Below are 20,273 nucleotides of genomic sequence, written 5' to 3' on the forward strand. Positions count from 1 at the left end.
AACACCAAACTTTTAGGGGGCTTTATCGTACAGAATTTCCGCTATTATTTTTTCTTTACCCATTTGACCGCATCGGCTGCGATAAGTTGGGCGTATTCTTGACCGAATTTTTCATTCTTGAAGGAGGCTATTCCTCGGTCGTCCAATACGACACGTGATTCTCCTGCCGGTAAGGTAAATGTGCCTAATGATACCCATGCTTCTTCTGCTGGCAAAGGAAGTGTACATGCTACATAATAGTCTGCTTCTTGAGTTTCAATGACTATTTCTTTTTCGCCTTCCGGGGTATAGACGGTATAGTAGTTTTTCGTCTCGGGGTAATCGACTGCATAGAAAATGCCGTTGGGGCATTCGCAGACATGAGGCCGATGGACAAATATTTCGTATTTCCCTGCTTCCGGAATATCTGCCTTCCATTCGGCTTTGGATTTTCCTGTACCGGCTTTTTTGACAAAAGCACTGCGAATATGTTCTCCGTGAAACTCTTGTGAAAGAGTAAGTTCCCATGTGTTGCCTTTAACTTTATAGAAGGGAATGTATTTTTCATTATTCTCTTTTTTGATTATATCAGTCAGTCGTTTTCGATTGTTTGCCGAATCGATGAGGTGGAAATTAGCATCTTCGTTATCCACAATGATTTCTCCCGGGGGGTAGAATTGATTTCTGTCAAGTAACATGATACCTTTGTTAGGTACTGAGCTTGATACTGGAGATTGGCTGACTTTAATGTCTTGGGGAAAACATCCTGAAAAGTTTGTGGTTAATTGTAGTTTATATTCTATGTTTTCACGAACGACGATTTGTTTGTATTCTCTGGGTTTAATCAAGTAACTTTGAAGATTTCTGATTCTGGAGTAGTCCTTTGCAATAATTGAAATAATACCGTCTGTTTCGCTGGGATTGCCAACTTTAAAATCGAGGATTTGCGTATCTTCCGTTTTTTTCCGGTATATGTCTTTTATCGATAACAAGGGAACTTCGTGAGTTGTGTACCACTCGTCCATGTATGCCTTGATGTTTTGTCCGAAACGTTGTTCGAATCCCTCGATGAATGAATCGAAGTTAACTTCATGGAAAGGAATATGTGTGTTGAATTCTTGCATAAACTGGTTCAGTGAATCCCAGGTCGTGATTGTGGTAAGATACCCAAGTAGATGTGAAACTTTCGAACGGATTGCGATGTTTTGTTCTTGACTATACTCTTCGGCGATGATTCCTTTTAAGCCTTTTTCAGCGATGCGATTTAATAATTCCAAGCTCATGATATCATTGGGGCTTCTATATACGTCCGGATTTATCATTTGTTTGAATATTAGTTCTATGCCTTGATAGGTGTCGGACGTGATGCAGCTATTGTAATTAGTGAAAATATGTTTAATTCTTAGGTCGTTATTTAATAAAGAGGGGATATGAGAGTCCAGAATATATTCCTGTACGCTTTTGTCGTGGTGGCTGTTGTTTGTATAATCAGCAGGATTGCAATTTTCAATGCGGCATAATCGTTCATGGAAAAGTGCGATTTCCGGTTGCATGCAGTCGTTAAACAACGTTGAACGTAGAAAATAAGAAGATGAAGGCACCTCAATCAGTTTGAAATATTTGAAAGGATAAGGGTTGGATTTATCTTTTTCGAGCTCATCTTTGCACAGGTAAAACATTTTTTTTAAATCTTTCTCTCGGTTCGGGTTGTTTTCTTTGAGGAGCTCCCATTCGTCGAAATATTTCATGTAGCAATCATTTCCCGGGTAAGTATAAAGTTCCACGGTAAGCGAGTCGACAGTGAGGGTTCTTTTCTCGTATTCCCCGATACAGAGGGTTAGTCCCGTCAAGTTTTGCAGATTATTAAACGTGACATACTCTCCTTCTATCGTGGGTACTCCTTGGGATAAAATAGTCAGTTCGCCCGTTTTTTTGACGTGGAGCGTGTAACTCGTGAAATTCATTTCTGCAGATGCTTGCAATGCTATTGAGGGAACTGTTGTCGGGTACCACATCACTTCCGGTCTGAGGAAAGTGAATTTACTTGATACAAAAGCGGGATGTTTGCCATAATTCTCTTTAGAAAAAGGATTATCTTCTAGGGAGAAAAAAATCTCGTCAGGTATGTTTATCTGGTAAATATCTTCGTCAATGTATCCCTCGTACGTGATATCTAATTTGATATATTCATTCGGTGCCAGGGAACGTTCGATGACAACGGCTAGGAGCTCTCTATGAAAGGGAAGGTTTTGTCCGTTGGATTCAATTTTGTTAATTTTCAGTCCTGGGTTAAGGAATAACAAGAGCTGGTCCATTTTCTTTTTTTTCTGGTTTTGTATTTGCATCCGGCTTGTTGCCGAGAATGTGTTTCCCTTGGGGCGATACGTGATGTCATGTGTAATTACACGAGCCTTGGGTGTTTCGATATATTTAAGAAAGGCTTCGCGGCAGGTAATTCTATTTTCTTGGCGGGATTGGTATTTTTCAATGTAGATGAAACCGAGGCACAGGGAAAATGTTAAAAACAACGTGGCTGGAATAGCTAAATAGTGTTGCCGCTCGGCGAATCCGGGGAGTCTTTTCACGAGTAAAACGCTAAAGTAAAGAAAACTAATTCCCAATAGCAAGAATACACCCCGGTGAAGTAGGAAACAGGATAGATCCATGAATCCTATCAAAGAGGAAAAAGAGTTGGGAAGCAAGCGTCCTTGAAAGTCCAGTATGCCGTAAAAAGCTGCTGCAGCGTAATTGTATTCGAAATAAAGAAAAGCCATTAGAATCAACCAACTAAACATGGGGTGTTTAATCAGTTTATTGATAAGTATAGATAGGCCGGTGATGAAAATTAGCGTGGGAACCGTATAGGTGAAAAGATAGAAAAGGTTTATCCATAAACTGACAGGAGAATTTGGGATAAATATGTTGATAATCATGGATATGAACATGAAAATGATATCTATCGTGAGGAATGGTCCAAGAATCCCTATAACCTCCCCGAGAAGGGTTTGCCCGTTGCTGATAGGTCGTGTCAAGAGAACTTCCCTCGTTTCTGCTTTTTTCTGTTTCCTTTGAATGTCACAAACAAGGAAAGTAACAATGAGAGATTGAAACAGGTTCAGAAAATAGATGCTGCGTAGAGGCAGGGAAGAAGTTAATGCAACATCTTGCCACGAAATCCACCATCCCAAACTCCAAATATGCGGGATAATACGGGTAACTAGTATATACGCAATCCCAAGGATGAAAAGGTAAAATAGCCAATTCCTTCTTGTCAACTTACTTTCATAAGTTATAACTGTTTTTAGATCTGTTATTTTCATGTTTGCAGGTTTATTTTTAGTACGATAGTGTGAAAATGTAGATGTTGTATTGTAAATAAGTAAATTTAAAAAACACGGAAAGGAAAAGGAATCCTCTCCGTGAATAATTTGATCGTTTTAGTATATTGTTAGTTTTAACAATAAATACTAATAGCTATTACTTTAGATGGTGCAATTTTTTGCATCTACTGTCTTGTTGTTATTTAAGAGGAATTGCTACAGGTTTTTCTAACATGGTAGGCTCACTTTTCCCGACTTTATTTGAGGCGCTAACACGGACTAGGATTGTACTTCCTGGTTGTAAACCATTTATTTCATGTTCAAGAGTAGTAGAAACACCTTTACTTTCCCATTTGCCAGAACCGCCATCCAAACACATACATTCAATATCATAGGATATTATTGGGGTTCCACCATCGTTCACGGGTTTTTGGTATGTTACTATACATGAATTAGGCGTTTTGTCGCTGACTTGAACCATTCTTGGAGGACTAGGCGGATCAAGAACTACGCTAGCAACAGCAATTGTTGCAATCACTAAACTTAGACAGATAAACACGAATGGCTTCAAAAATGTTTTTTTCATAATTTTGTTCTTTAAGGGTTTTATTTTTAGTATATCGTTGTAAATATAAGTAAATGCTAGACTATTGGCAAATATTTATCATGATTTTTAAGAATAAATTGTCTTTTGTAGAATAAATTTTTTGTAGGCTAAAGTAAATTTGGTTATTGAATTGGAAATGGAACAATGATTATTTAAAATATATTAGCCGACTAATTCATAAAAATTAGTCGGCTAATACTTATAATCGGCGATCACCGAATCACGAAATCACTGAATCTTTAAATCTTTGATAATGTCATCAATCCGGTCATTCGCCTCTTTCTGTGCCCGCTCGTAATCATTCACGTCTTTCATCTGGGTGCGGGCTTCAAAATAGAATTTAATCTTGGGTTCCGTGCCGGAGGGGCGTACGGAAATCTTGCTGCCGTCGGCAAGGAAGAATTGCAGTACGTCGCTGGTCGTTTCAAAATCAAGGTGTTTCTTTTCACCCGTGCGCAAATCGGTCGCTTCCAGTGTTAAGTAATCCTTTTTGAGGACAACGTCGCTATGGTTAATGCTCTTCGGGGTATTGTGACGGAATTCTTTCATCATGGATTTGATTTCCTCTGCCCCGGTGATGCCTTTGCGCACGATGTAAATCATTCTCTCCTGCGAGAACCCGTATTTCGCGTAAATTTCTTTCAAGAACGTGTAGATGGTTTTGTTTTGCATCTTCACCCATGCGGCAATCTCTGCCATGAGTGAAGTGGCTGATACCCCGTCTTTATCACGCGTGAAAGCGCCCGGCATGAAACCGAACGACTCTTCGCCGCCACCGATGAATTTCTCTCCTCCTTCTTTGCGGATCACGTCGGCAATCCACTTGAACCCGGTGTACACGTCGTAACAAATGATATTATTTTTCTCTGCTATATCCTTGATTAATTCCGTGGTAACAATCGTTTTCACGGTGTATTCGCCACCTTTAAGCAATCCGAGTTCTTTTTTTCTACGGATGATGTATTCCGTGAATACAATGTTGGTTTGATTACCATTCAATAAAGTCCATTCTTCTTTGTCATCCTTGACTGCGATACCGATTCGGTCGCCGTCGGGATCACATGCCATGGTAAGGTCAGCATCTATTTTGCGAGCCAGATCCAACGCCATTTTAAATGCGGCGGGTTCTTCCGGGTTGGCGGAAGCCACAGTCGGGAAATCCCCGTCCGGGATGCTTTGTTCGGGTACGGTGTGGATGTTCGTGAATCCCCAGTTGCGCAAAGATTCCGGCACGAGTTCGTAGGTCGTGCCGTGCAGCGGGGTAAAGACGATTTTTAAATCATGTTCTTTTTGGATGGCCTCCGGTGAAAGGCTTAATGTCTTCACTTTGTCGAGGTATTTCTTGTCGAAGTCTTTCCCGAGAATGGTGATCATTTCGGGAACACCCTTGAATTTGATATCCGTGACTTGTACTTTTTTCACCTCGTTGATCACGTTTTTGTCGTGCGGGGGAACAAGTTGCGAACCGTCGTCCCAGTAGGCTTTGTACCCGTTATATTCTTTCGGGTTATGCGAGGCGGTGAGAATAACTCCCCCTTTGCAACCTAATTCCCGGATAGCGTACGACATTTCCGGGGTGGGGCGCAGGTCTTCAAACAGGTAAACATGTATTCCGTTAGCCGAGAAGATATTGGCGGCGGTTTCCGAGAAAAGATGGGAATTGTGTCGGCAGTCGTGTCCGATACATACGGCTTTTTTCTCGTTCGGGAACATTTGGTTGATATAGTTGGAGAAACCTTGCGTGGCGGCTCCTACCGTGTAAATATTCATCCGGTTTGTGCCGACTCCCATGATTCCGCGCAATCCCCCGGTTCCGAATTCCAGATCGTTGTAGAACGATTCCACCAGTTCGGTTGTATCCGTGTTATTTAACAGACGTTGTACTTCAACTCGTGTTTCTTCGTCATAAGCCTTATCCAACCATTTTTCGGCTTTGGCTCTGGCTACTTTTATGATGTCATTGTTTTCCATAAGCTATCATTTTATTTACCTTCTTGCAAAGGTAGGATTTTCCTGAATGAATAATATGGATTTTGAGATTAAATTGTTACGTTTCAAAGAAGAAAAATGCAATAAAAAAGCCTCGTTCTGCAACGAGGCTTTTTTATATGGCTAAAGCTTAAATTAAAATTTTCTCTCTTTAATTTTTGCTTTCTTTCCGGTAAGTTTACGGAAATAGTAAATTCTGGCTTGACGAACAGCACCTCTCTTGTTCACCTCGATCGCTTTAATATAAGGAGAACTGAAAGGAATGATACGTTCTACACCAACGTTACCGGACATTTTCCGAACCGTGAAGGTTTTCGTGGTTCCGGTACCTTTAATTTGGATAACTACGCCTTTGAAAATTTGGACACGTTCTTTGTTTCCTTCAACAATCTTGTAGTGTACACTGATCGTGTCACCGGTAGAAAATTCGGGAATTTCAACACTGTTTTCCTGTGCAAAAGCCTGTTCCGCAATTTTAATTAAGTCCATTGTCTTTATTTTAAAAATTCACTTATCGAACGCAGTATTACGACTTTTGTCTTTCATGTAAGAGACTGCGTACGTTTTAAAATCGAGTGGCAAAGATATAAAAATAAATATTCCGGTGCAATAGCGCCGGAATATTTATTTGTTACGAGTTCACAAGTTACAGGTTGCAGGTTCTCGAACTTGCAACTTGCAGAGCCGTAGGCTCAACTTGCAACCTGCAACCGAAATTGGAAGTAGTAGTTATTCTACCACTTCCAATTTCTTGCCTGTCTGTTCGATAATCATACGCAAGTACCATTCCGGTAAAGCGGGTTGCTCTACTTTCGGGTTCTTTTCTCCCGGGATAGCGGTTTTCACGTTTCCGTCCATGTATTTGCAGAACAGATAGCCGTAGAAATCTCTCCACGTATCCACGAGCTGGTTTCCGGTACGGCAAGAGAAATCGGTGATAAATTCGATAGTTGCTTTTCTGTCTTTTGCTAACATTTCCTTTGCCCCGGCGTCAATCATCTGCACGAAATTCACGTATTGTTTTTCCAGCGCGACCTGTTTCTCCCGAATTTCCGGGTGAATCAAGTTATAGCGGGTATAAGCAAAATTCGTTACTTGATTGAAAACCCAGAAGGCTGCCTTGTTAGTGAATTCCATCATGCTGCCGTTACCTTCGGCAAACGCGAACGGAACTTCCGTTGATGCAGAGTACATCGGGAAATATACCGAGCTTGCCGCATCGTCAACCCCGAACCAAAGGATACCGCCGATCTCGTCCGGTAGCCAGCTTCTACATTGAGCGACAAAAGTGAAGCCTGTTTGTTGAGTGGCGGTTGCTCTCTCGTGTACATATTCCTTGCCGTCGACCTTGAAGCTCATCGGGCGCCATCTGTAAGGACATTCGTAAGGTCCTGCACCCATATCCTTGCTCATATCCAATTCAGTTCCTTCCAGATGGTCACGCATGAAATCCATTACTTGAAGAACATCTATCTTCTCGCTCGGTTTGATCCACAACGGCATACGGTTCGTGGCGTATCCTTTAGCATCGCGCTTGATATCTCTCCCGTTCGCGTAATTGAAATATTTTCCCATATCCGGGTTCACGGCATTGAAGAAAGCCCACACGCGGATTTCGCAAGCACGTGCTCCGCTGAAATCTACCGGTGCGTAGGTATCCGAGAAACTGAAATCTTTATTTTTACCGTCTTGGGGATAGAATCCTTTTTCTTTCGCGAAAGAGATCACGTCTTTAGCATACACGGTGGTGATGTTCGTGTCGTAGATCTTGTTCATGTTGTCGGAAGAGATAGAAGTTTTGCCTTCCAACGGGAACGTGGTGATACGGGCTTGATTGGCATGTGCCGATACGTATCCGTCCGGAACCATGCGGGCAACCCACACGGCACCTTTCTCGCCTTCTCCTTTACCGATAATTTCAAGGATCCATACTTCGTTGGGGTCGATGATAGAGATGGATTCTCCACTACTTGCCCAACCGTATTTTTCAATCAAGTCGGTCATTACAACGATCGCCTCGCGGGCTGTTTTGGCACGTTGTAACGTGATATAGATTGCACTACCGTAATCTATAATGGCTCCGGTTTGAGTTTCCAGTTCTTTTCTTCCGCCGTAAGTCGTTTCGGAAATAGCCAACTGGTGTTCGTTCATGTTACCGACTACATTATATGTATGTGCTACTTGAGGGATTTTGCCCATGAATTTACCGGTATCCCACTCGTAAACGTCGAGCATACTTCCGGCTGGCCAATCCCGTGCAGGCCAATGATATAGTTCTCCGTACAACACATGAGAGTCCGCGGAGTAGGTAACCATCGTGGATCCGTCTTTCGTGGATCCTTTCGTGAACAGAAAGTTCGTGCATGCCATCGTGTAAGAGGTGCAACAAACCAATGCTAATGTAATTAAGGCGTTTACTTTTCTCATTTTAAGTTATTGGTTTATATATGATTTATTTATTCATTATCGAATCCGGTCCAAAGACTTCAGTAATTTGATGTCTTTGAATATTCCCCGCATAGCCATGTACGCGAGTACCACACATACCAAGGGAAGTATGAAACTTATTTTATATATGATATCTGCATCTATTTTGCTTTGGAATTGATTGATATGGTACCACATCAATATCATGGAGCCCAACAGAAGAATAATTTCAGCTATGCACAAGCGGATTTGCAGGAATCGCTTCTTGTAGAGGAATATCGTCACGAAGGGCAACCCGATCATGAAAATATTCAAGATAAGTAAAGCCCAGTAATTTGCTTGAAGTACTGTTTGTTGGCCGATCATGACCACCCCGTAAGTGAAAAAATTGTAACTTGCATCGTTGGGTACAAGTACTTGTGCGATCGGGGCAAATAAAGGTATTGCCATGACAATGGCAATGATAAGCAGGTAAACTGTTTGTATTCTTTGTATCATATCTAAAATTAAAAATTAACGTGCGAGTGAATCTAACGTGTATTCGACAAGTTTTTTCATGTAAGGTTTGTAATTGGAGGACGCATCCCCGTTTGCCCGGTTCGCTATGATCAGACAGATCGTGGTAGCATGATGTCCCATGAGAGCGGAGAGTCCGGCAATAGCGGCGCTTTCCATCTCGTAGTTCACTATTTTATGACCGTTGAAATGGAAGCGGGCAATTTCGTCATTGACCGTCGGCATCTCTATCGGCAGGCGGAGCACCCGACCTTGCGGGCCGTAAAATCCGTTCGCGGTGAGCGTCACGCCTTTCACCGTCACGCCTTCCGTGTGCAATTTACTTACCAGCTCCGGTGAAGCCTTTACAACGTAAGGGCGTGCGGCAAGGGGAGTCCAGTGACATTCTTTGATGAAAGCGTCTTCGAAAGCGGTATCACATACCGTTTCATTGTCCCGGTAGAAGCGTAATACCCCGTCAATGCCCAAACTCATTTCGGATATCACGAAAGAATGAACCGGAACATCGGCTTGCACGGAACCGGAAGTTCCGATGCGTACGATATTCAATCGCTTTTTCTCCGGCTTGATTTCTTTGGTTTGCAAATCAATATTCACGAGGGCATCGAGTTCGTTCATCACGATATCTATATTGTCAGGTCCGATTCCCGTGGAGATAACGGATATTCGCCTTCCCTTGTACAGCCCGGTGGTCGTGTGGAATTCCCGGTCACTTTTTTTGATTTCAATATGATCAAAATAAGAAGTGATCATTTCGACTCTTGACGGGTCGCCCACGAGGATGATTTGGTCTGCCAAATCTCCGGGGTGCAGGTGAAGATGAAAGACGCTACCGTCTTCATTCGTGATTAGTTCAGATGATTTTATCGGCTCCATAATCTGTTTACTTTTTTGAGCAACCAAATTTAGTAAAACAAATAATACCGGACAAACATTTGCCCGGTATTATTTGGTTTGGGGATTCTTTCACCTGTGCGACTTTTCAATTCAAACATGTGAAAAAATAATCACTATACATTCAAAAACTTACCCAGTTTACGATAAACCGATATAAAATCATGAAACGACAGACCTTGTGATTCTTCCTCGTTAATGTCAATATCGTAAGTAATTTCTGTTTCCCGCCCCTCTTCTTTGTCAACACGTTTCCGAATATATGGATCTGTCATTAAACGATGCTTTCGGGAGTCCTCTTTTATGCTGAAATAAATTTCTTCATCGGGCATATCAGAAGAAGCATCCGTGACCTCCCAATGAACTTCCCGCTTTCCATTCTCGCCATATTTTTCCAAGAATTTCGAAATAATCTCCGTTATTCTTTTCATTTGATCGGCAGACATGCAATTCAATTGAGATTCAAAAGTATAAAGACTATACTCGACAAAAAAATCATCTTTATCGGTATAAAAATTTATACTTTTACTTATACTAATGGGGGTGTTCTTTGTACATCTGGGTTTTGCATTCAAAAGGGGCTTTTTCCCTTTCAATGAAAAGACTTATCATTTTGTAGAGTTCTTCAATCTGTTTATACGTCACGCCATAAAGTTCGCTTTTACCCACGGTCAAACAATAAGTGGTTTCTGCTGTTTTAGGTCTATCGGGCGGTACTGGCTTTTGCTTCTGGTCTTCAAGCACCTGCTTCAGTTCTTTCTCCTGCCGGCAAAAAAAATGTTGCATCTGGCAGATGAAATTGTACCATTCAGACAGATAACACACGGAAGAGATAAAATCATTTATTTTGTCTGTAAAGTCATCACTCTCCTCCTTCGATAATTTCGCGTAGGCGAGATAATAAGCGCTGGCTTTTTGGATTCCCACTGCATCCGTACCCCACGGGCGACGAAGAACACGGAAAATGTTATTAAGATGAGCGATATGATTATAGAGCGTTTCCAACGGATTGTCAGAAACCAAATTGACATTATATGCTTTAAGGCTCTCTGACACCTGTCGATAGTACCGGTCTTCAGTCAGGTAATCGGGTAAATACCCGCCACTGGTAAATCTTTCCGTGACACCTGTCATCGAAGAGAATTTTTTATCTTTATTCTTCATAATAATGATCTTATAAAGAATTATCTTGTTTCAATAGTTTATCCAGATCGCTTACCTGACGCTGATAATATTGCAGGTGCTGGGTAAGCAATCCCCGGTACCGGGAAATATCGATCAGAAAAGTTGACCAATCTCCCCATACGTCAATAATCCGTTGTCGTTCTTTTTTGGCAATTCCCTCTGTAGCCAAATATTGAAAAACCGCTTTTTGAATGACAGTGATTTCATTCGCCCACGACCGATTGAATAAGCTCAACATCTCAATCAAATGTGTAGTTTTCTTTTGGAGAAACACAAGTCCTGCCTCGTCTGCCATTCCCGGGGCAGCGATCGGATACATCATTCCGAGTAGGCTCGAATAATGTTCTGCCAATTTTTGTCTTTCTCCAATTGACAATTGTCCCTCTACCTGTCCGGCTTCACCAAACTCAGCCACGGACACATGGTTTACATTTTCATCCATAATAATCGTGTATTAATTTTGCCGGGAATTCCAAAAAGAACGGTCCCGCCTGACCCGTTGTACGTCACTTCGAGGAAGCCGGGGGCACATTAATGCTCCCCACGGGGGTGCGGAACCGAATATCGGCAACAGCAGCAGGCAAAAAAATGCCTGCCACTGAAATTGAAGCAGGTTCACCACTTCCTCGTATATGACGTACACCACAAATGTACAACATTTTTTTTATAATACTAACGAAATAAAGGGAATAATTTTAAGTGATACGCTTCAAATTGAAACTCTTTCTTAATTTAATTTCGATAAGTAAAGATAGATTCGTGCAATCTTATTTCTAAAGCAAACGTTTGATACGGCGTTTTGTTTGTCCTGATCTTTTTAAACAATCCAAAAGATTCATAAATTCCGAATCCTTTATCTTGCCTATAAATTTGTAATCAACAAGATAAGTATACGTGTCATTGAATTTCTGAACACTATAATTATCTACCTCTTCTCCATAAACATAAGTATCTAAAGGAAATCCAAAATTCGTGTCACAGGTAATAACGTGTCCTTTGGGAAAATAATAACAATTGAAATGTAGATTATCATCATTTAAACACCCGTGTTCCTTCAGAATCTGAGTCGGCACATGGTCAACTTTCGTCGGCAAGCTAGCTACCAAAAGATCGCCGTCAACAACCTTTAGTACGATAAAATATTTATTTCGATTCGAGTTCCCATTTTTAAATTGGAAATCATACACGTACAAGATATTACCCGCTTCTAGCATTATCTTTTCAATGTTCTTCCAAAATTATTAAAATCTACTACATCCAAGTAGAAATCTTTATCACACCCTTCTAACAAATCTGACAGATCAATTTTGTAATCTGAAGAAGTTAAACATCCTGACTGAAAGTCATTCAAAATACCTTTTTCTTGGGCGATTTGATACCATGGCATATTTTCCTTATGACATATCGAAACTAACTCCGTTGCTGTTTTCTCACCGAATTTCTTAATGATTGAATCCATTAACTCCATATCGTTATCAGAGAATTCGTCATCACAAAACTCTCTCAACGGTTTCACGTATGTTCCCGGCATCCCCGGTTTCGTCTCCATTTTCACGTAATCTTTCAATAGAGATTGTTCGTCATTGGACAAATCAACAAACACATCTTTTGAGACTGGTCCCGCTTGCCATACCTCAAACTCCAAATTCATAAAAGGAACCTTGTTTAATCTCACGGAACAATGCTCTAGTAAATACAACAACTTTAATAGTTTTGTTTTACTCAAATCAGGTATTTTACACGTCAAATAAATAATCGTGTTGCCCAATTTATCGATTTCTGATGATGAAAATATCATTTCGTCCTCCTAGCATTAATGTCATGAATATACTACAAAGATACGAGAAAAAAACATAAAAGCAATAGTAAATTTTGTAGAGTCAACAAGCAAGTGCAAATTTCTGAAACGTTTTTAAAGGGAAGATTGCACTTCTATTGTGAATCTTCATTTAAAATTGAAAAGGTTTTTTGGATTGTGCCGGTGACGCTGGGGAATTCTAAAATTAATTCAAGCGTTATTGCTTGTTTCTATTGATTAAAGAGTTGTGGTATGTTTGGGAAAATGTGTTTTTATTAAAAATAATTTGAATTATTAGATTTTATTATTATGTTTGTTATGTATGAATTTGGGGAGATTTGATTTATTATGAAAGGAGGTGAATTTTATTATGTGAATATTTTCTTTTAATGCAATTGTTTATATATGGGTTTTATCTATAATGTGGAAAATGCATTGCTAGTGTGAAAATGGCGTTTTTTTATATAAAAAAGGAGGTGATTTACGATGAGAAAAATTCTTTGTATAATTGTAATCCAATTATTATTCTTTTCATGTCAAAAGGATATATTGGAAGGGATGACGTCTTTGGATTCAACCGGAGAACAGTTCATGGAATTGATTTCAAGTTATGGAAATTGGCGAACTGATTTTGATAAAATGAAAGAAATAGGGATTCCACAGCTCAATGAAGCAAGTTTAATATATAATCTTCTACAGGGTGGTTATTGTATTGTACCTATAACAAAAGATAAAGAAATTGTTAGTGTGGCATTATATCCCGTAAGTATTAAAAATGGGAAAAATCTAACAACGACATCACCCAATATTATTACTGAAGAAGAATCTAAAAATAATGAATTCATTCAAAGCCTTTTAGGTTCAAAATTATTGAACTCGTGGTTGGAAAAAGGATATTCTGTAAAATTCGAGAAAGAGGATATAATTGTAAATTATCCATCTTTATCTCGGTTCGATGGGGTACCATTTCATCAACATGTGTTCTGTTTTGTGCTATGGTGTACAATTTATCCTCAGCATTATTTTGAAACCATGGAACGTGCTATTGCATACGCTGATGTCTTTCGTCAGTCAATGCAATCTGCTGGTGCAGAAATTAGAAGTAATGATAAGCATTGTTGTGTAATTTTTCCTGCGGATGAAATTTCTTATGTGGAAGCCCATGGATTATATCAGCAGAAAGTAATAAATTTCTATACAGATATATTAAGTATTGGCTATACAGAAAATGTTGAATTTGCTATGGTTTGGGAGTTTGAGTGGCGTGATGAATATGCTCCAGGTGGTGGTGGGGGGGGGAGTGATAACCAGCATTGTCCGTATGGAAAATGCTCTGGAAATCCTTGTACGTGTTGTTCTATATGTCAAGGACCCTGTAAATGTCCTGTTTGTCACAAAGATCCTTGCGAATGTATAAGAGATATCTTATTAACGGTTAAAAGTACGACAACTGGAGAAATGGCTGTTGTTCGTGCAGGTATGATGGGAGAACGATATGATGTTCCCTTGTATAATGTGGTACTGAATGCAACAGATGATAATGGAAATACTGTTGTGGAGAATTATGTGGCTATACGTTTTGGTGTGAAAATCGACGAAAATGATGTGGCAGTTGTTAAAGGATTGCAGGATGAAATGACCTATACGGTGAGTGAGTTCGTTTCTGCATATTGTGGAGAAAGCCCTGCGGGAGATGCTTGGCGGATATTTGGCGGGCATTTGTTGCACGCAGGACCCAAAAATATGAAACTGGGGTGTAATATGTATGGTTGTGTAGGAATTTGTAATGGTAGGATGGGGGAATTGAATCAGAAACTTTTATTATATTCGAATGCAAAAACGGAGCAAGCATTGGCAGCATCAGGAAAATTTAAAATACACGTAGAAGCAGCTTCAAAGCCTCCACTCGTGCGTAGTAAGGATTAATAATTTAAAAATAAGAAATATGAAAAATGTAAAGATTAAATTACTGCTATTTATTGCATTGATAACGATAAGTTCATGTTTGTTCGCTCAAGAAGCAAAGTTCGTGACAGAAAAATTTAATATTTCAAAAGAACAATGTAAGCCATACGCTTATGAATTGGAGAATTATTTGAAATCAAAAGGTCTATACGATGGAGTAAAACCTAAGTATACAGGTCGCAATGTGTTCGAGAAAATTAAGAAAAAGATGCAAATCGGGGGAGTAGATTTTACTAGAAATCACGTTTTTATTGTGGAACTTTTGGGTGGGGATATGTATGATGGGTCTAGTGATTGGTGTGAAGGATTTGGAATTGTTGAAGTTGGTTTTAAAACAGAATCTGAAGCGAAAGAAGTATTTGAAAAAGCGAAGGAGATTCGTAAAAAGTATCCAATGAATATTCCTATTTATGGTCCTCCGTTTCGATGCGTGCAAGTAGGAAAGAGTGTTCTTTTTGTTTATTCAATTAATATATACATGGATAAATATTTAGCTTTCGTGGAAGAATGGCAACCACAAAAGAAATAATCCTTGCTTATGTATGTATAAATTCGGATAGGATATAAAAGAAAAAAGGATCGAGATAAATCGATCCTTTTTCTTTTATAGATATTGTCTTTATTTCGCATAATTAATAGCTCTCGTTTCACGGATTACCGTAACTTTCACCTGTCCGGGGTAAGTCATTTCATCCTGAATTTTCTTGGCGATCTCGTACGAGATTTTTTCTGCTTCCGTGTCGGAGATCTTTTCACTTCCCACGACAACCCGGAGTTCGCGGCCTGCTTGGATAGCGTATGTTTTCACCACTCCATTATATGAGAGAGCCAAGTCTTCCATTTCTTTCAGACGTTTGATGTAGGATTCTACAACTTCCCGTCTTGCTCCCGGTCTTGCCCCGGAAATAGCGTCGCAGGCTTGAACGATGGGAGCGATGAGTGTAGTCATTTCGATCTCCTCGTGGTGGGCCCCGATAGCGTTGCAAATATCCGGTTTCTCCTTGTATTTTTCAGCCAGACGCATACCGAGAATCGCGTGCGGTAATTCCGGCTCGTCGTCGGGTACTTTACCGATATCGTGCAATAGTCCGGCACGTTTTGCCTTCTTCACGTTCAAACCGAGTTCGGCAGCCATGATAGCGCAAAGATTCGCGGTTTCGCGGGCATGTTGCAATAGGTTCTGTCCGTATGAGGAACGGTATTTCATTTTACCTACCAAACGGATTAGTTCCGGGTGCAGACCGTGGATGCCGAGGTCAATCGTGGTACGTTTACCCGTTTCCACTATTTCTTCCTCTATCTGTTTTTTTACCTTGTTCACCACTTCCTCGATACGTGCCGGGTGAATACGTCCGTCCGTTACCAACTGGTGCAAGGACAGGCGAGCGATTTCACGTCTTACCGGGTCAAATCCGGAAAGAACGATAGCTTCCGGGGTGTCGTCCACGATGATTTCTACTCCGGTTGCGGCTTCGAGCGCGCGGATATTACGTCCTTCGCGGCCGATGATACGTCCTTTGATTTCATCCGAATCAATGTGGAATATGGATACGGCATTTTCCGTGGCGGTTTCCGTGGCAACCCGTTGAATCGTTTTTACCACGACCTTTTTCGCTTCCATGTTTGCCGTCATCTTCGCCTCTTCCATGATTTCGTTCACGTAAGACATGGCTTCCGTTTCCGCTTCGTCTTTCAAGGACTGGATCAGTTTTTCTTTCGCTTGTTCTGCCGACATTCCGGAAATGGCTTCCAGTTGCTCGATCTGTTGTTTTTTGAATTTATCCAGTTCCGCGTGTTTCTTTTCCCACAATTCCTTCTGCACTTCCAGCGTCTCTTGTTGAGTTTCCGTTTCCTTTATTTTCCGTTGGCATTCTTCCATTTTGCGTGCCAACTCGGCTTCTTTTTGTTTCAGCTTGTTCTCGGTGAGAAGAATTTTGCTGTTTCGGGCGTTTACCTGCTTTTCGTGTTCAGCCTTGATTTGTAAGAACTTTTCTTTTGCTTGCAGGATCTTGTCCTTCTTGATCACTTCCGCCTCGGCTTCCGCTTCTTTGATGATGTTTTTGCTTCTGTATTTGAGGGTGATGTTTATCAGGATATAACCGATAACGAACCCCACGACCAAAGCAACAACACCGGTAATTATTGTTGTTATCATATTTGTAACTTGAATTTATAGTTGTTATATATAATTATTTTGGTGTTTTTTGTCAAAACAAAAAACCCGCACTATTTCTCTTTAAAAAACCCCTGTTAGACACGGGTAGAGCTGCCGTTAGATTCAGACTTCCACCGTCCCGAAGGAACCCCGAAGGGTCGAGGCCTGTCCTTGGCTAACAAAGCTTCACTCTAATTGGTTAAGTGTTGAGTTTTCCAGTTAAATACGAAATAATGCGGGTATATCTATTTCCTTTTCAAAGAACTCTTGTTTATTCTACTCTTTCAGAACTCCGTCCAGCCTGTTGCTGATCTTCCTCACTTCCTCTAATACGGGCTCGACGTCGTTTTGTTTCTCGGCTTCCAACATTTTTACCGTGAATTGTAATGCGGTAACTGCTAGAAAGTCGACGGGATCGGCATTCGCATACTTTTCCCTATATTTTGCAATCTTACTATTAATCAGCTGGGCGGCTTTTCTGATCGCCTCTTCTTCCTCTCTCTCTATGGTCAGAACGCAAGGCCTACCGGCTATATTTAGAGTAACAGTAAGTTTATCATTCATATTTAATTATTCAAAAGAGCAATACATTTATCAATCTCCCGCACAAGTTGGCTTATTCTACTTTTCGCCTCGGTACTTCCTTCTCCGGTTGAAATAGCTGTCGCCACCTTCAATGTTTTGATTTCTTCATGTAATTTTATGTTCTCGCTTTTCATCCGCTCGATCCGGTCACGGAGTTCTTTAATTTCCGTATCCTTCTCTCTGTTTTTGTCCAGCGAGGATATATATAGTTTTATCAGTCGTTCAATTTTCTCGTTTAGCTCGTTAATAACGGCATTGTCTTTTGCTGTCATAACATATTCTTTACACGACAAAGATAGAAATATTTCTTTTAAATATCAAGAGTGTTATTAAATTTGCGGTGAAATTAATCGTTTTTTTATGAAAAGGAAAAGATTGTGGAGAAGGATTCTGTTGTCGGGAATCACGCTACTCGTTTTATCATCAAATATTTGCGCCCAGTCGGAGCGGTTGTTGTACCCGTTGCACGGGACCCCGCTATTGAGCGGAAATTTTGGAGAATTGCGTGCCACGCACCTGCATTCGGGGCTCGATTTTAAGACCGGGGGACGTGAAGGGCTGCCCGTGATCTGCGTGAAGGACGGGATGGTCGCCCGTGTCAAGGTGTCCCCCACGGGATACGGGAATGCCTTGTATATCGAGCACGAGGGAGGAATCACTACCGTGTACGGGCATTTGAGCCGTTTCGTGCCCCGGGTGGCGAAAGTGGTACGGGAGATACAATATAATAAGGAATCGTTTGCCATTGACGAGAACCTCGTGGGGCGGCAGCTTTTCTTTCGCGCGGGTGACACGATCGCTTATAGCGGTAATTCCGGTTCCTCCATGGGACCGCATTTGCATTTCGAGGTGCGGGAAACGGAAAGCGAGCATGCGCTGAATCCTTTGAACTATCTTTCCGTGGCGGATGAAACGGGACCTAACGTGCGGGGTGTTTACGTGTACACTTTTTCTCGTGAAGGAGTGAACGCCGGAACCCGTCGGGTGGAAGTGAAAAACACGGGAAGCCGGGTGTACCGGGGAGGGAAAATCAGCGTGCCTGCCGGTAATGTCGGTGTCGGCGTGCAAGCGGATGATTTCATGAAAGATTCATGGAATAAACTCGGGGTGTATGATATGGAAGTATCGGCGAACGGGGAGAAAATTTTCGAGTTGAAAATGGATCGCCTGTCTTTTGATCAGTCCCCGCTGGTAAACACGATAAAAGATTTTCACCAGTACCGGGAGGGCAGATACGTGTATCTGGCTTTCGGGGATTGTCAGTCCCGGTTGCTGGGAGCGAGCAACAGGCAAGGCGGTTTTATCGGGGTGCAAAAGGATAGTGTTGTCGACGTGGCAATCGAATTGCTGGATATAAACGGGAATCGTTCCAAGGTGTTGTTTCAATTGGTGGGACGGCAGGAGGCTGCCGGGTTGGATATACCGGAAGGGGCGGAGGTTTTGACATGTGATCGGGAATATAATTTGCGGAACGGTAATTATTCTTTGTGCTTGGAAGCGGGGGCATTGGCATATCCCGTTATTTGTAAGCCTCGTGTCTGCTCGAGGGAGAAGGATAGCATGGGGGTGGTAGAGGTTTTTTCTTTGACAGAACGGGTATATCCTTTGTTGAAGAGTGCAAGGTTGTCCGTCGAAGGGGATTTTCCGGATAAATCCGTCTTTTGTCTGTTGGAAGAAAAAGGACGTTTATCTCCTTTAAATACCGAGTGGCGCACCGGAGGGTTGGAGGCGTCTACCCGTGTGTTGGGAGAATACACTATCCGGCAGGATACGATTGCCCCGGTGATTTTGTACACGGGGGTGAAAGGGCGAAGGGTGCAATTCCGGGTATTCGACGATTTGTCCGGAATTGCTTCTTACCGGGTGGAGGTGAACGGGAAGTGGAGTCTGTTCACTTACGATGCCAAAAATCGCTTGCTCGAGGGAAGTCTTAACGAACCGGTCTTCGTGAAAGGGAAAAACCGGCTCGTGTTGAACGTGAAAGATGGCGTGAAAAATGAAGCGATTTTTGAAACCGACGTGTATGTAAAATAGTTCAACAAAAATTACTATCTTTGAAATGGACAAAAAAGTCCTGTTAAGTTTATACATATTATATAAGTAAATTTCGATATGATGAATATAGAAGAGGCAAAACAATTAGCGAAGAACGGACAGCGGGATGAAGCTATCGCGATGCTTTTGCAAATGTTGGAGAATGGTGCGGGAGAACGTGAAACCGTATTGTTGGAGTTGGGGGTGGTGTATTATGCCAAGGGGGATACCACTCAAGCGTTGAATCATTTTAATGAAGTCGTGCGGATAAACCCGGAAAACACGAAGGCGAAGACCTATCTGGATATGATTAACGGCATCTTGAATTATTATTGCAAGGATTTGCTGAATCCTTGAGTTAGCGAGGGATAAATATTCTGGGGGTAAGGTCATGCTATGCTATAGATAGGGATGTTCTATGATTTTACCCGGTTTTTGGGTGGCTTATAGGCGGCTTTTGGGCGGCATCGCCTACACTTCGCCCGCAGTTTGCCCACTTATCGCCCACGTTTTTGCATAAAAAAAGTATTTTTAACGCGGGCGGCATATCGATTATCCCGTATTGGGGGCCGGTTGCTGAAAAGCAGGTGAGGTGCTTTGCTGTTGGTCAATGGGAGTTTTACCCTTGTTCATGGTATTGTAATCAAGGAAAGGGAATGATTATTTCTTTGTGTACGAGAAAAAAATAGGCTGCAAGGGTTTTATATCTTAATTAATTGATATATCTTTGCAGCCAGTTTTTTGAATTGTTAAATATAAACTTCAATCCGCTTGAAAGGGGGTGGTCAATTATTATCGAGAGATTAAAAAGAATACATA

The 20,273-nt window shown here is 41.3% G+C and carries 19 protein-coding genes; 4 read left to right on the top strand and 15 right to left on the bottom strand.

Annotated elements, in window-relative coordinates; all coding sequences use genetic code 11:
• Nucleotides 1-44 precede the first annotated feature (44 nt).
• The 12 genes from ACK8P8_RS04330 to ACK8P8_RS04385 form a co-directional block, all read right to left on the bottom strand.
• Nucleotides 45-3,299 (bottom strand): hypothetical protein, encoded by a 3,255-nt coding sequence (locus tag ACK8P8_RS04330; RefSeq protein ID WP_369859312.1) that lies wholly within the window; start codon nt 3,297-3,299, stop codon nt 45-47.
• Nucleotides 3,300-3,498: 199 nt separating this feature from the next.
• Nucleotides 3,499-3,885: a fibronectin type III domain-containing protein gene (locus ACK8P8_RS04335; RefSeq protein ID WP_369859311.1), complete on the bottom strand. Its 387-nt coding sequence runs from the start codon at nt 3,883-3,885 to the stop codon at nt 3,499-3,501.
• 249 nt (nt 3,886-4,134) lie between these two features.
• Entirely contained in the window at nt 4,135-5,877 is a 1,743-nt protein-coding gene (locus tag ACK8P8_RS04340) for a phospho-sugar mutase (protein ID WP_186976770.1), read from the bottom strand.
• A gap of 153 nt (nt 5,878-6,030) precedes the next feature.
• Entirely contained in the window at nt 6,031-6,384 is a 354-nt protein-coding gene (gene rplS / locus ACK8P8_RS04345) for a 50S ribosomal protein L19 (RefSeq protein ID WP_099290562.1), read from the bottom strand.
• A gap of 240 nt (nt 6,385-6,624) precedes the next feature.
• Nucleotides 6,625-8,322: a dipeptidase gene (locus tag ACK8P8_RS04350; RefSeq protein ID WP_099290561.1), complete on the bottom strand. Its 1,698-nt coding sequence runs from the start codon at nt 8,320-8,322 to the stop codon at nt 6,625-6,627.
• Nucleotides 8,323-8,358: 36 nt separating this feature from the next.
• Nucleotides 8,359-8,820 (bottom strand): DUF4293 domain-containing protein, encoded by a 462-nt coding sequence (locus ACK8P8_RS04355; RefSeq protein WP_099290560.1) that lies wholly within the window; start codon nt 8,818-8,820, stop codon nt 8,359-8,361.
• A gap of 15 nt (nt 8,821-8,835) precedes the next feature.
• On the bottom strand, nt 8,836-9,714 hold the full coding sequence (locus ACK8P8_RS04360) for a nucleoside phosphorylase (protein ID WP_369859310.1): 879 nt from the start codon (nt 9,712-9,714) through the stop codon (nt 8,836-8,838).
• Between the two features lie 134 nt (nt 9,715-9,848).
• On the bottom strand, nt 9,849-10,178 hold the full coding sequence (locus ACK8P8_RS04365; RefSeq protein WP_410025565.1) for a hypothetical protein: 330 nt from the start codon (nt 10,176-10,178) through the stop codon (nt 9,849-9,851).
• An 88-nt stretch (nt 10,179-10,266) separates the two neighbouring features.
• The gene (locus tag ACK8P8_RS04370) at nt 10,267-10,896 is read right to left on the bottom strand and encodes a hypothetical protein (protein ID WP_369859308.1); all 630 of its coding nucleotides are present in this window, start codon (nt 10,894-10,896) and stop codon (nt 10,267-10,269) included.
• A gap of 10 nt (nt 10,897-10,906) precedes the next feature.
• A complete protein-coding gene (locus ACK8P8_RS04375) occupies nt 10,907-11,359 on the bottom strand; it encodes a hypothetical protein (RefSeq protein ID WP_369859307.1) in 453 nt (150 codons plus the stop codon).
• A 331-nt stretch (nt 11,360-11,690) separates the two neighbouring features.
• The gene (locus ACK8P8_RS04380; protein ID WP_369859306.1) at nt 11,691-12,131 is read right to left on the bottom strand and encodes a hypothetical protein; all 441 of its coding nucleotides are present in this window, start codon (nt 12,129-12,131) and stop codon (nt 11,691-11,693) included.
• Nucleotides 12,131-12,715, bottom strand: a complete 585-nt coding sequence (locus ACK8P8_RS04385) for a type II toxin-antitoxin system antitoxin SocA domain-containing protein (protein WP_292268482.1) — start codon at nt 12,713-12,715, stop codon at nt 12,131-12,133. Before ACK8P8_RS04385 ends, ACK8P8_RS04380 begins: the two co-directional genes overlap by 1 nt.
• Nucleotides 12,716-13,201: 486 nt before the next feature.
• On the opposite strand from ACK8P8_RS04385, the gene ACK8P8_RS04390 reads away from it, so the two are divergent.
• Nucleotides 13,202-14,641 (top strand): hypothetical protein, encoded by a 1,440-nt coding sequence (locus tag ACK8P8_RS04390; RefSeq protein WP_369859305.1) that lies wholly within the window; start codon nt 13,202-13,204, stop codon nt 14,639-14,641.
• Between the two features lie 19 nt (nt 14,642-14,660).
• A complete protein-coding gene (locus ACK8P8_RS04395) occupies nt 14,661-15,209 on the top strand; it encodes a hypothetical protein (RefSeq protein WP_369859304.1) in 549 nt (182 codons plus the stop codon).
• A gap of 90 nt (nt 15,210-15,299) precedes the next feature.
• Here the strand turns inward: ACK8P8_RS04395 and rny are convergent, their stop codons facing one another.
• The 3 genes from rny to ACK8P8_RS04410 form a co-directional block, all read right to left on the bottom strand.
• A complete protein-coding gene (gene rny, locus ACK8P8_RS04400; protein WP_099290558.1) occupies nt 15,300-16,835 on the bottom strand; it encodes a ribonuclease Y in 1,536 nt (511 codons plus the stop codon).
• Between the two features lie 276 nt (nt 16,836-17,111).
• On the bottom strand, nt 17,112-17,399 hold the full coding sequence (locus tag ACK8P8_RS04405; RefSeq protein ID WP_099290557.1) for a cell division protein ZapA: 288 nt from the start codon (nt 17,397-17,399) through the stop codon (nt 17,112-17,114).
• A 2-nt stretch (nt 17,400-17,401) separates the two neighbouring features.
• Nucleotides 17,402-17,692, bottom strand: coding sequence for a coiled-coil domain-containing protein (locus tag ACK8P8_RS04410; protein WP_099290556.1), 291 nt, complete (start codon nt 17,690-17,692; stop codon nt 17,402-17,404).
• Nucleotides 17,693-17,780: 88 nt separating this feature from the next.
• Between ACK8P8_RS04410 and ACK8P8_RS04415 the strand changes: the two genes are divergently transcribed.
• Both ACK8P8_RS04415 and ACK8P8_RS04420 read left to right on the top strand, forming a co-directional pair.
• Nucleotides 17,781-19,454, top strand: a complete 1,674-nt coding sequence (locus tag ACK8P8_RS04415) for a M23 family metallopeptidase (protein WP_369859303.1) — start codon at nt 17,781-17,783, stop codon at nt 19,452-19,454.
• Nucleotides 19,455-19,532: 78 nt separating this feature from the next.
• Nucleotides 19,533-19,811, top strand: a complete 279-nt coding sequence (locus tag ACK8P8_RS04420; RefSeq protein ID WP_099290554.1) for a tetratricopeptide repeat protein — start codon at nt 19,533-19,535, stop codon at nt 19,809-19,811.
• Nucleotides 19,812-20,273: the final 462 nt, after the last annotated feature.

Origin of the sequence: Butyricimonas muris (assembly GCF_046365375.1) — a bacterium.
In the GTDB taxonomy this organism is placed as follows: Bacteria; Bacteroidota; Bacteroidia; order Bacteroidales; family Marinifilaceae; genus Butyricimonas; species Butyricimonas muris.

Bases quoted from the DNA above. Each gene is read 5' to 3' on its own strand.
- ACK8P8_RS04330 (WP_369859312.1), bottom strand. From the start codon at position 3,299: ATGAAAATAACAGATCTAAAAACAGTTATAACTTATGAAAGTAAGTTG.
- ACK8P8_RS04335 (WP_369859311.1), bottom strand. From the start codon at position 3,885: ATGAAAAAAACATTTTTGAAGCCATTCGTGTTTATCTGTCTAAGTTTA.
- ACK8P8_RS04340 (WP_186976770.1), bottom strand. From the start codon at position 5,877: ATGGAAAACAATGACATCATAAAAGTAGCCAGAGCCAAAGCCGAAAAA.
- rplS (WP_099290562.1), bottom strand. From the start codon at position 6,384: ATGGACTTAATTAAAATTGCGGAACAGGCTTTTGCACAGGAAAACAGT.
- ACK8P8_RS04350 (WP_099290561.1), bottom strand. From the start codon at position 8,322: ATGAGAAAAGTAAACGCCTTAATTACATTAGCATTGGTTTGTTGCACC.
- ACK8P8_RS04355 (WP_099290560.1), bottom strand. From the start codon at position 8,820: ATGATACAAAGAATACAAACAGTTTACCTGCTTATCATTGCCATTGTC.
- ACK8P8_RS04360 (WP_369859310.1), bottom strand. From the start codon at position 9,714: ATGGAGCCGATAAAATCATCTGAACTAATCACGAATGAAGACGGTAGC.
- ACK8P8_RS04365 (WP_410025565.1), bottom strand. From the start codon at position 10,178: ATGTCTGCCGATCAAATGAAAAGAATAACGGAGATTATTTCGAAATTC.
- ACK8P8_RS04370 (WP_369859308.1), bottom strand. From the start codon at position 10,896: ATGAAGAATAAAGATAAAAAATTCTCTTCGATGACAGGTGTCACGGAA.
- ACK8P8_RS04375 (WP_369859307.1), bottom strand. From the start codon at position 11,359: ATGGATGAAAATGTAAACCATGTGTCCGTGGCTGAGTTTGGTGAAGCC.
- ACK8P8_RS04380 (WP_369859306.1), bottom strand. From the start codon at position 12,131: ATGCTAGAAGCGGGTAATATCTTGTACGTGTATGATTTCCAATTTAAA.
- ACK8P8_RS04385 (WP_292268482.1), bottom strand. From the start codon at position 12,715: ATGATATTTTCATCATCAGAAATCGATAAATTGGGCAACACGATTATT.
- ACK8P8_RS04390 (WP_369859305.1), top strand. From the start codon at position 13,202: ATGAGAAAAATTCTTTGTATAATTGTAATCCAATTATTATTCTTTTCA.
- ACK8P8_RS04395 (WP_369859304.1), top strand. From the start codon at position 14,661: ATGAAAAATGTAAAGATTAAATTACTGCTATTTATTGCATTGATAACG.
- rny (WP_099290558.1), bottom strand. From the start codon at position 16,835: ATGATAACAACAATAATTACCGGTGTTGTTGCTTTGGTCGTGGGGTTC.
- ACK8P8_RS04405 (WP_099290557.1), bottom strand. From the start codon at position 17,399: ATGAATGATAAACTTACTGTTACTCTAAATATAGCCGGTAGGCCTTGC.
- ACK8P8_RS04410 (WP_099290556.1), bottom strand. From the start codon at position 17,692: ATGACAGCAAAAGACAATGCCGTTATTAACGAGCTAAACGAGAAAATT.
- ACK8P8_RS04415 (WP_369859303.1), top strand. From the start codon at position 17,781: ATGAAAAGGAAAAGATTGTGGAGAAGGATTCTGTTGTCGGGAATCACG.
- ACK8P8_RS04420 (WP_099290554.1), top strand. From the start codon at position 19,533: ATGATGAATATAGAAGAGGCAAAACAATTAGCGAAGAACGGACAGCGG.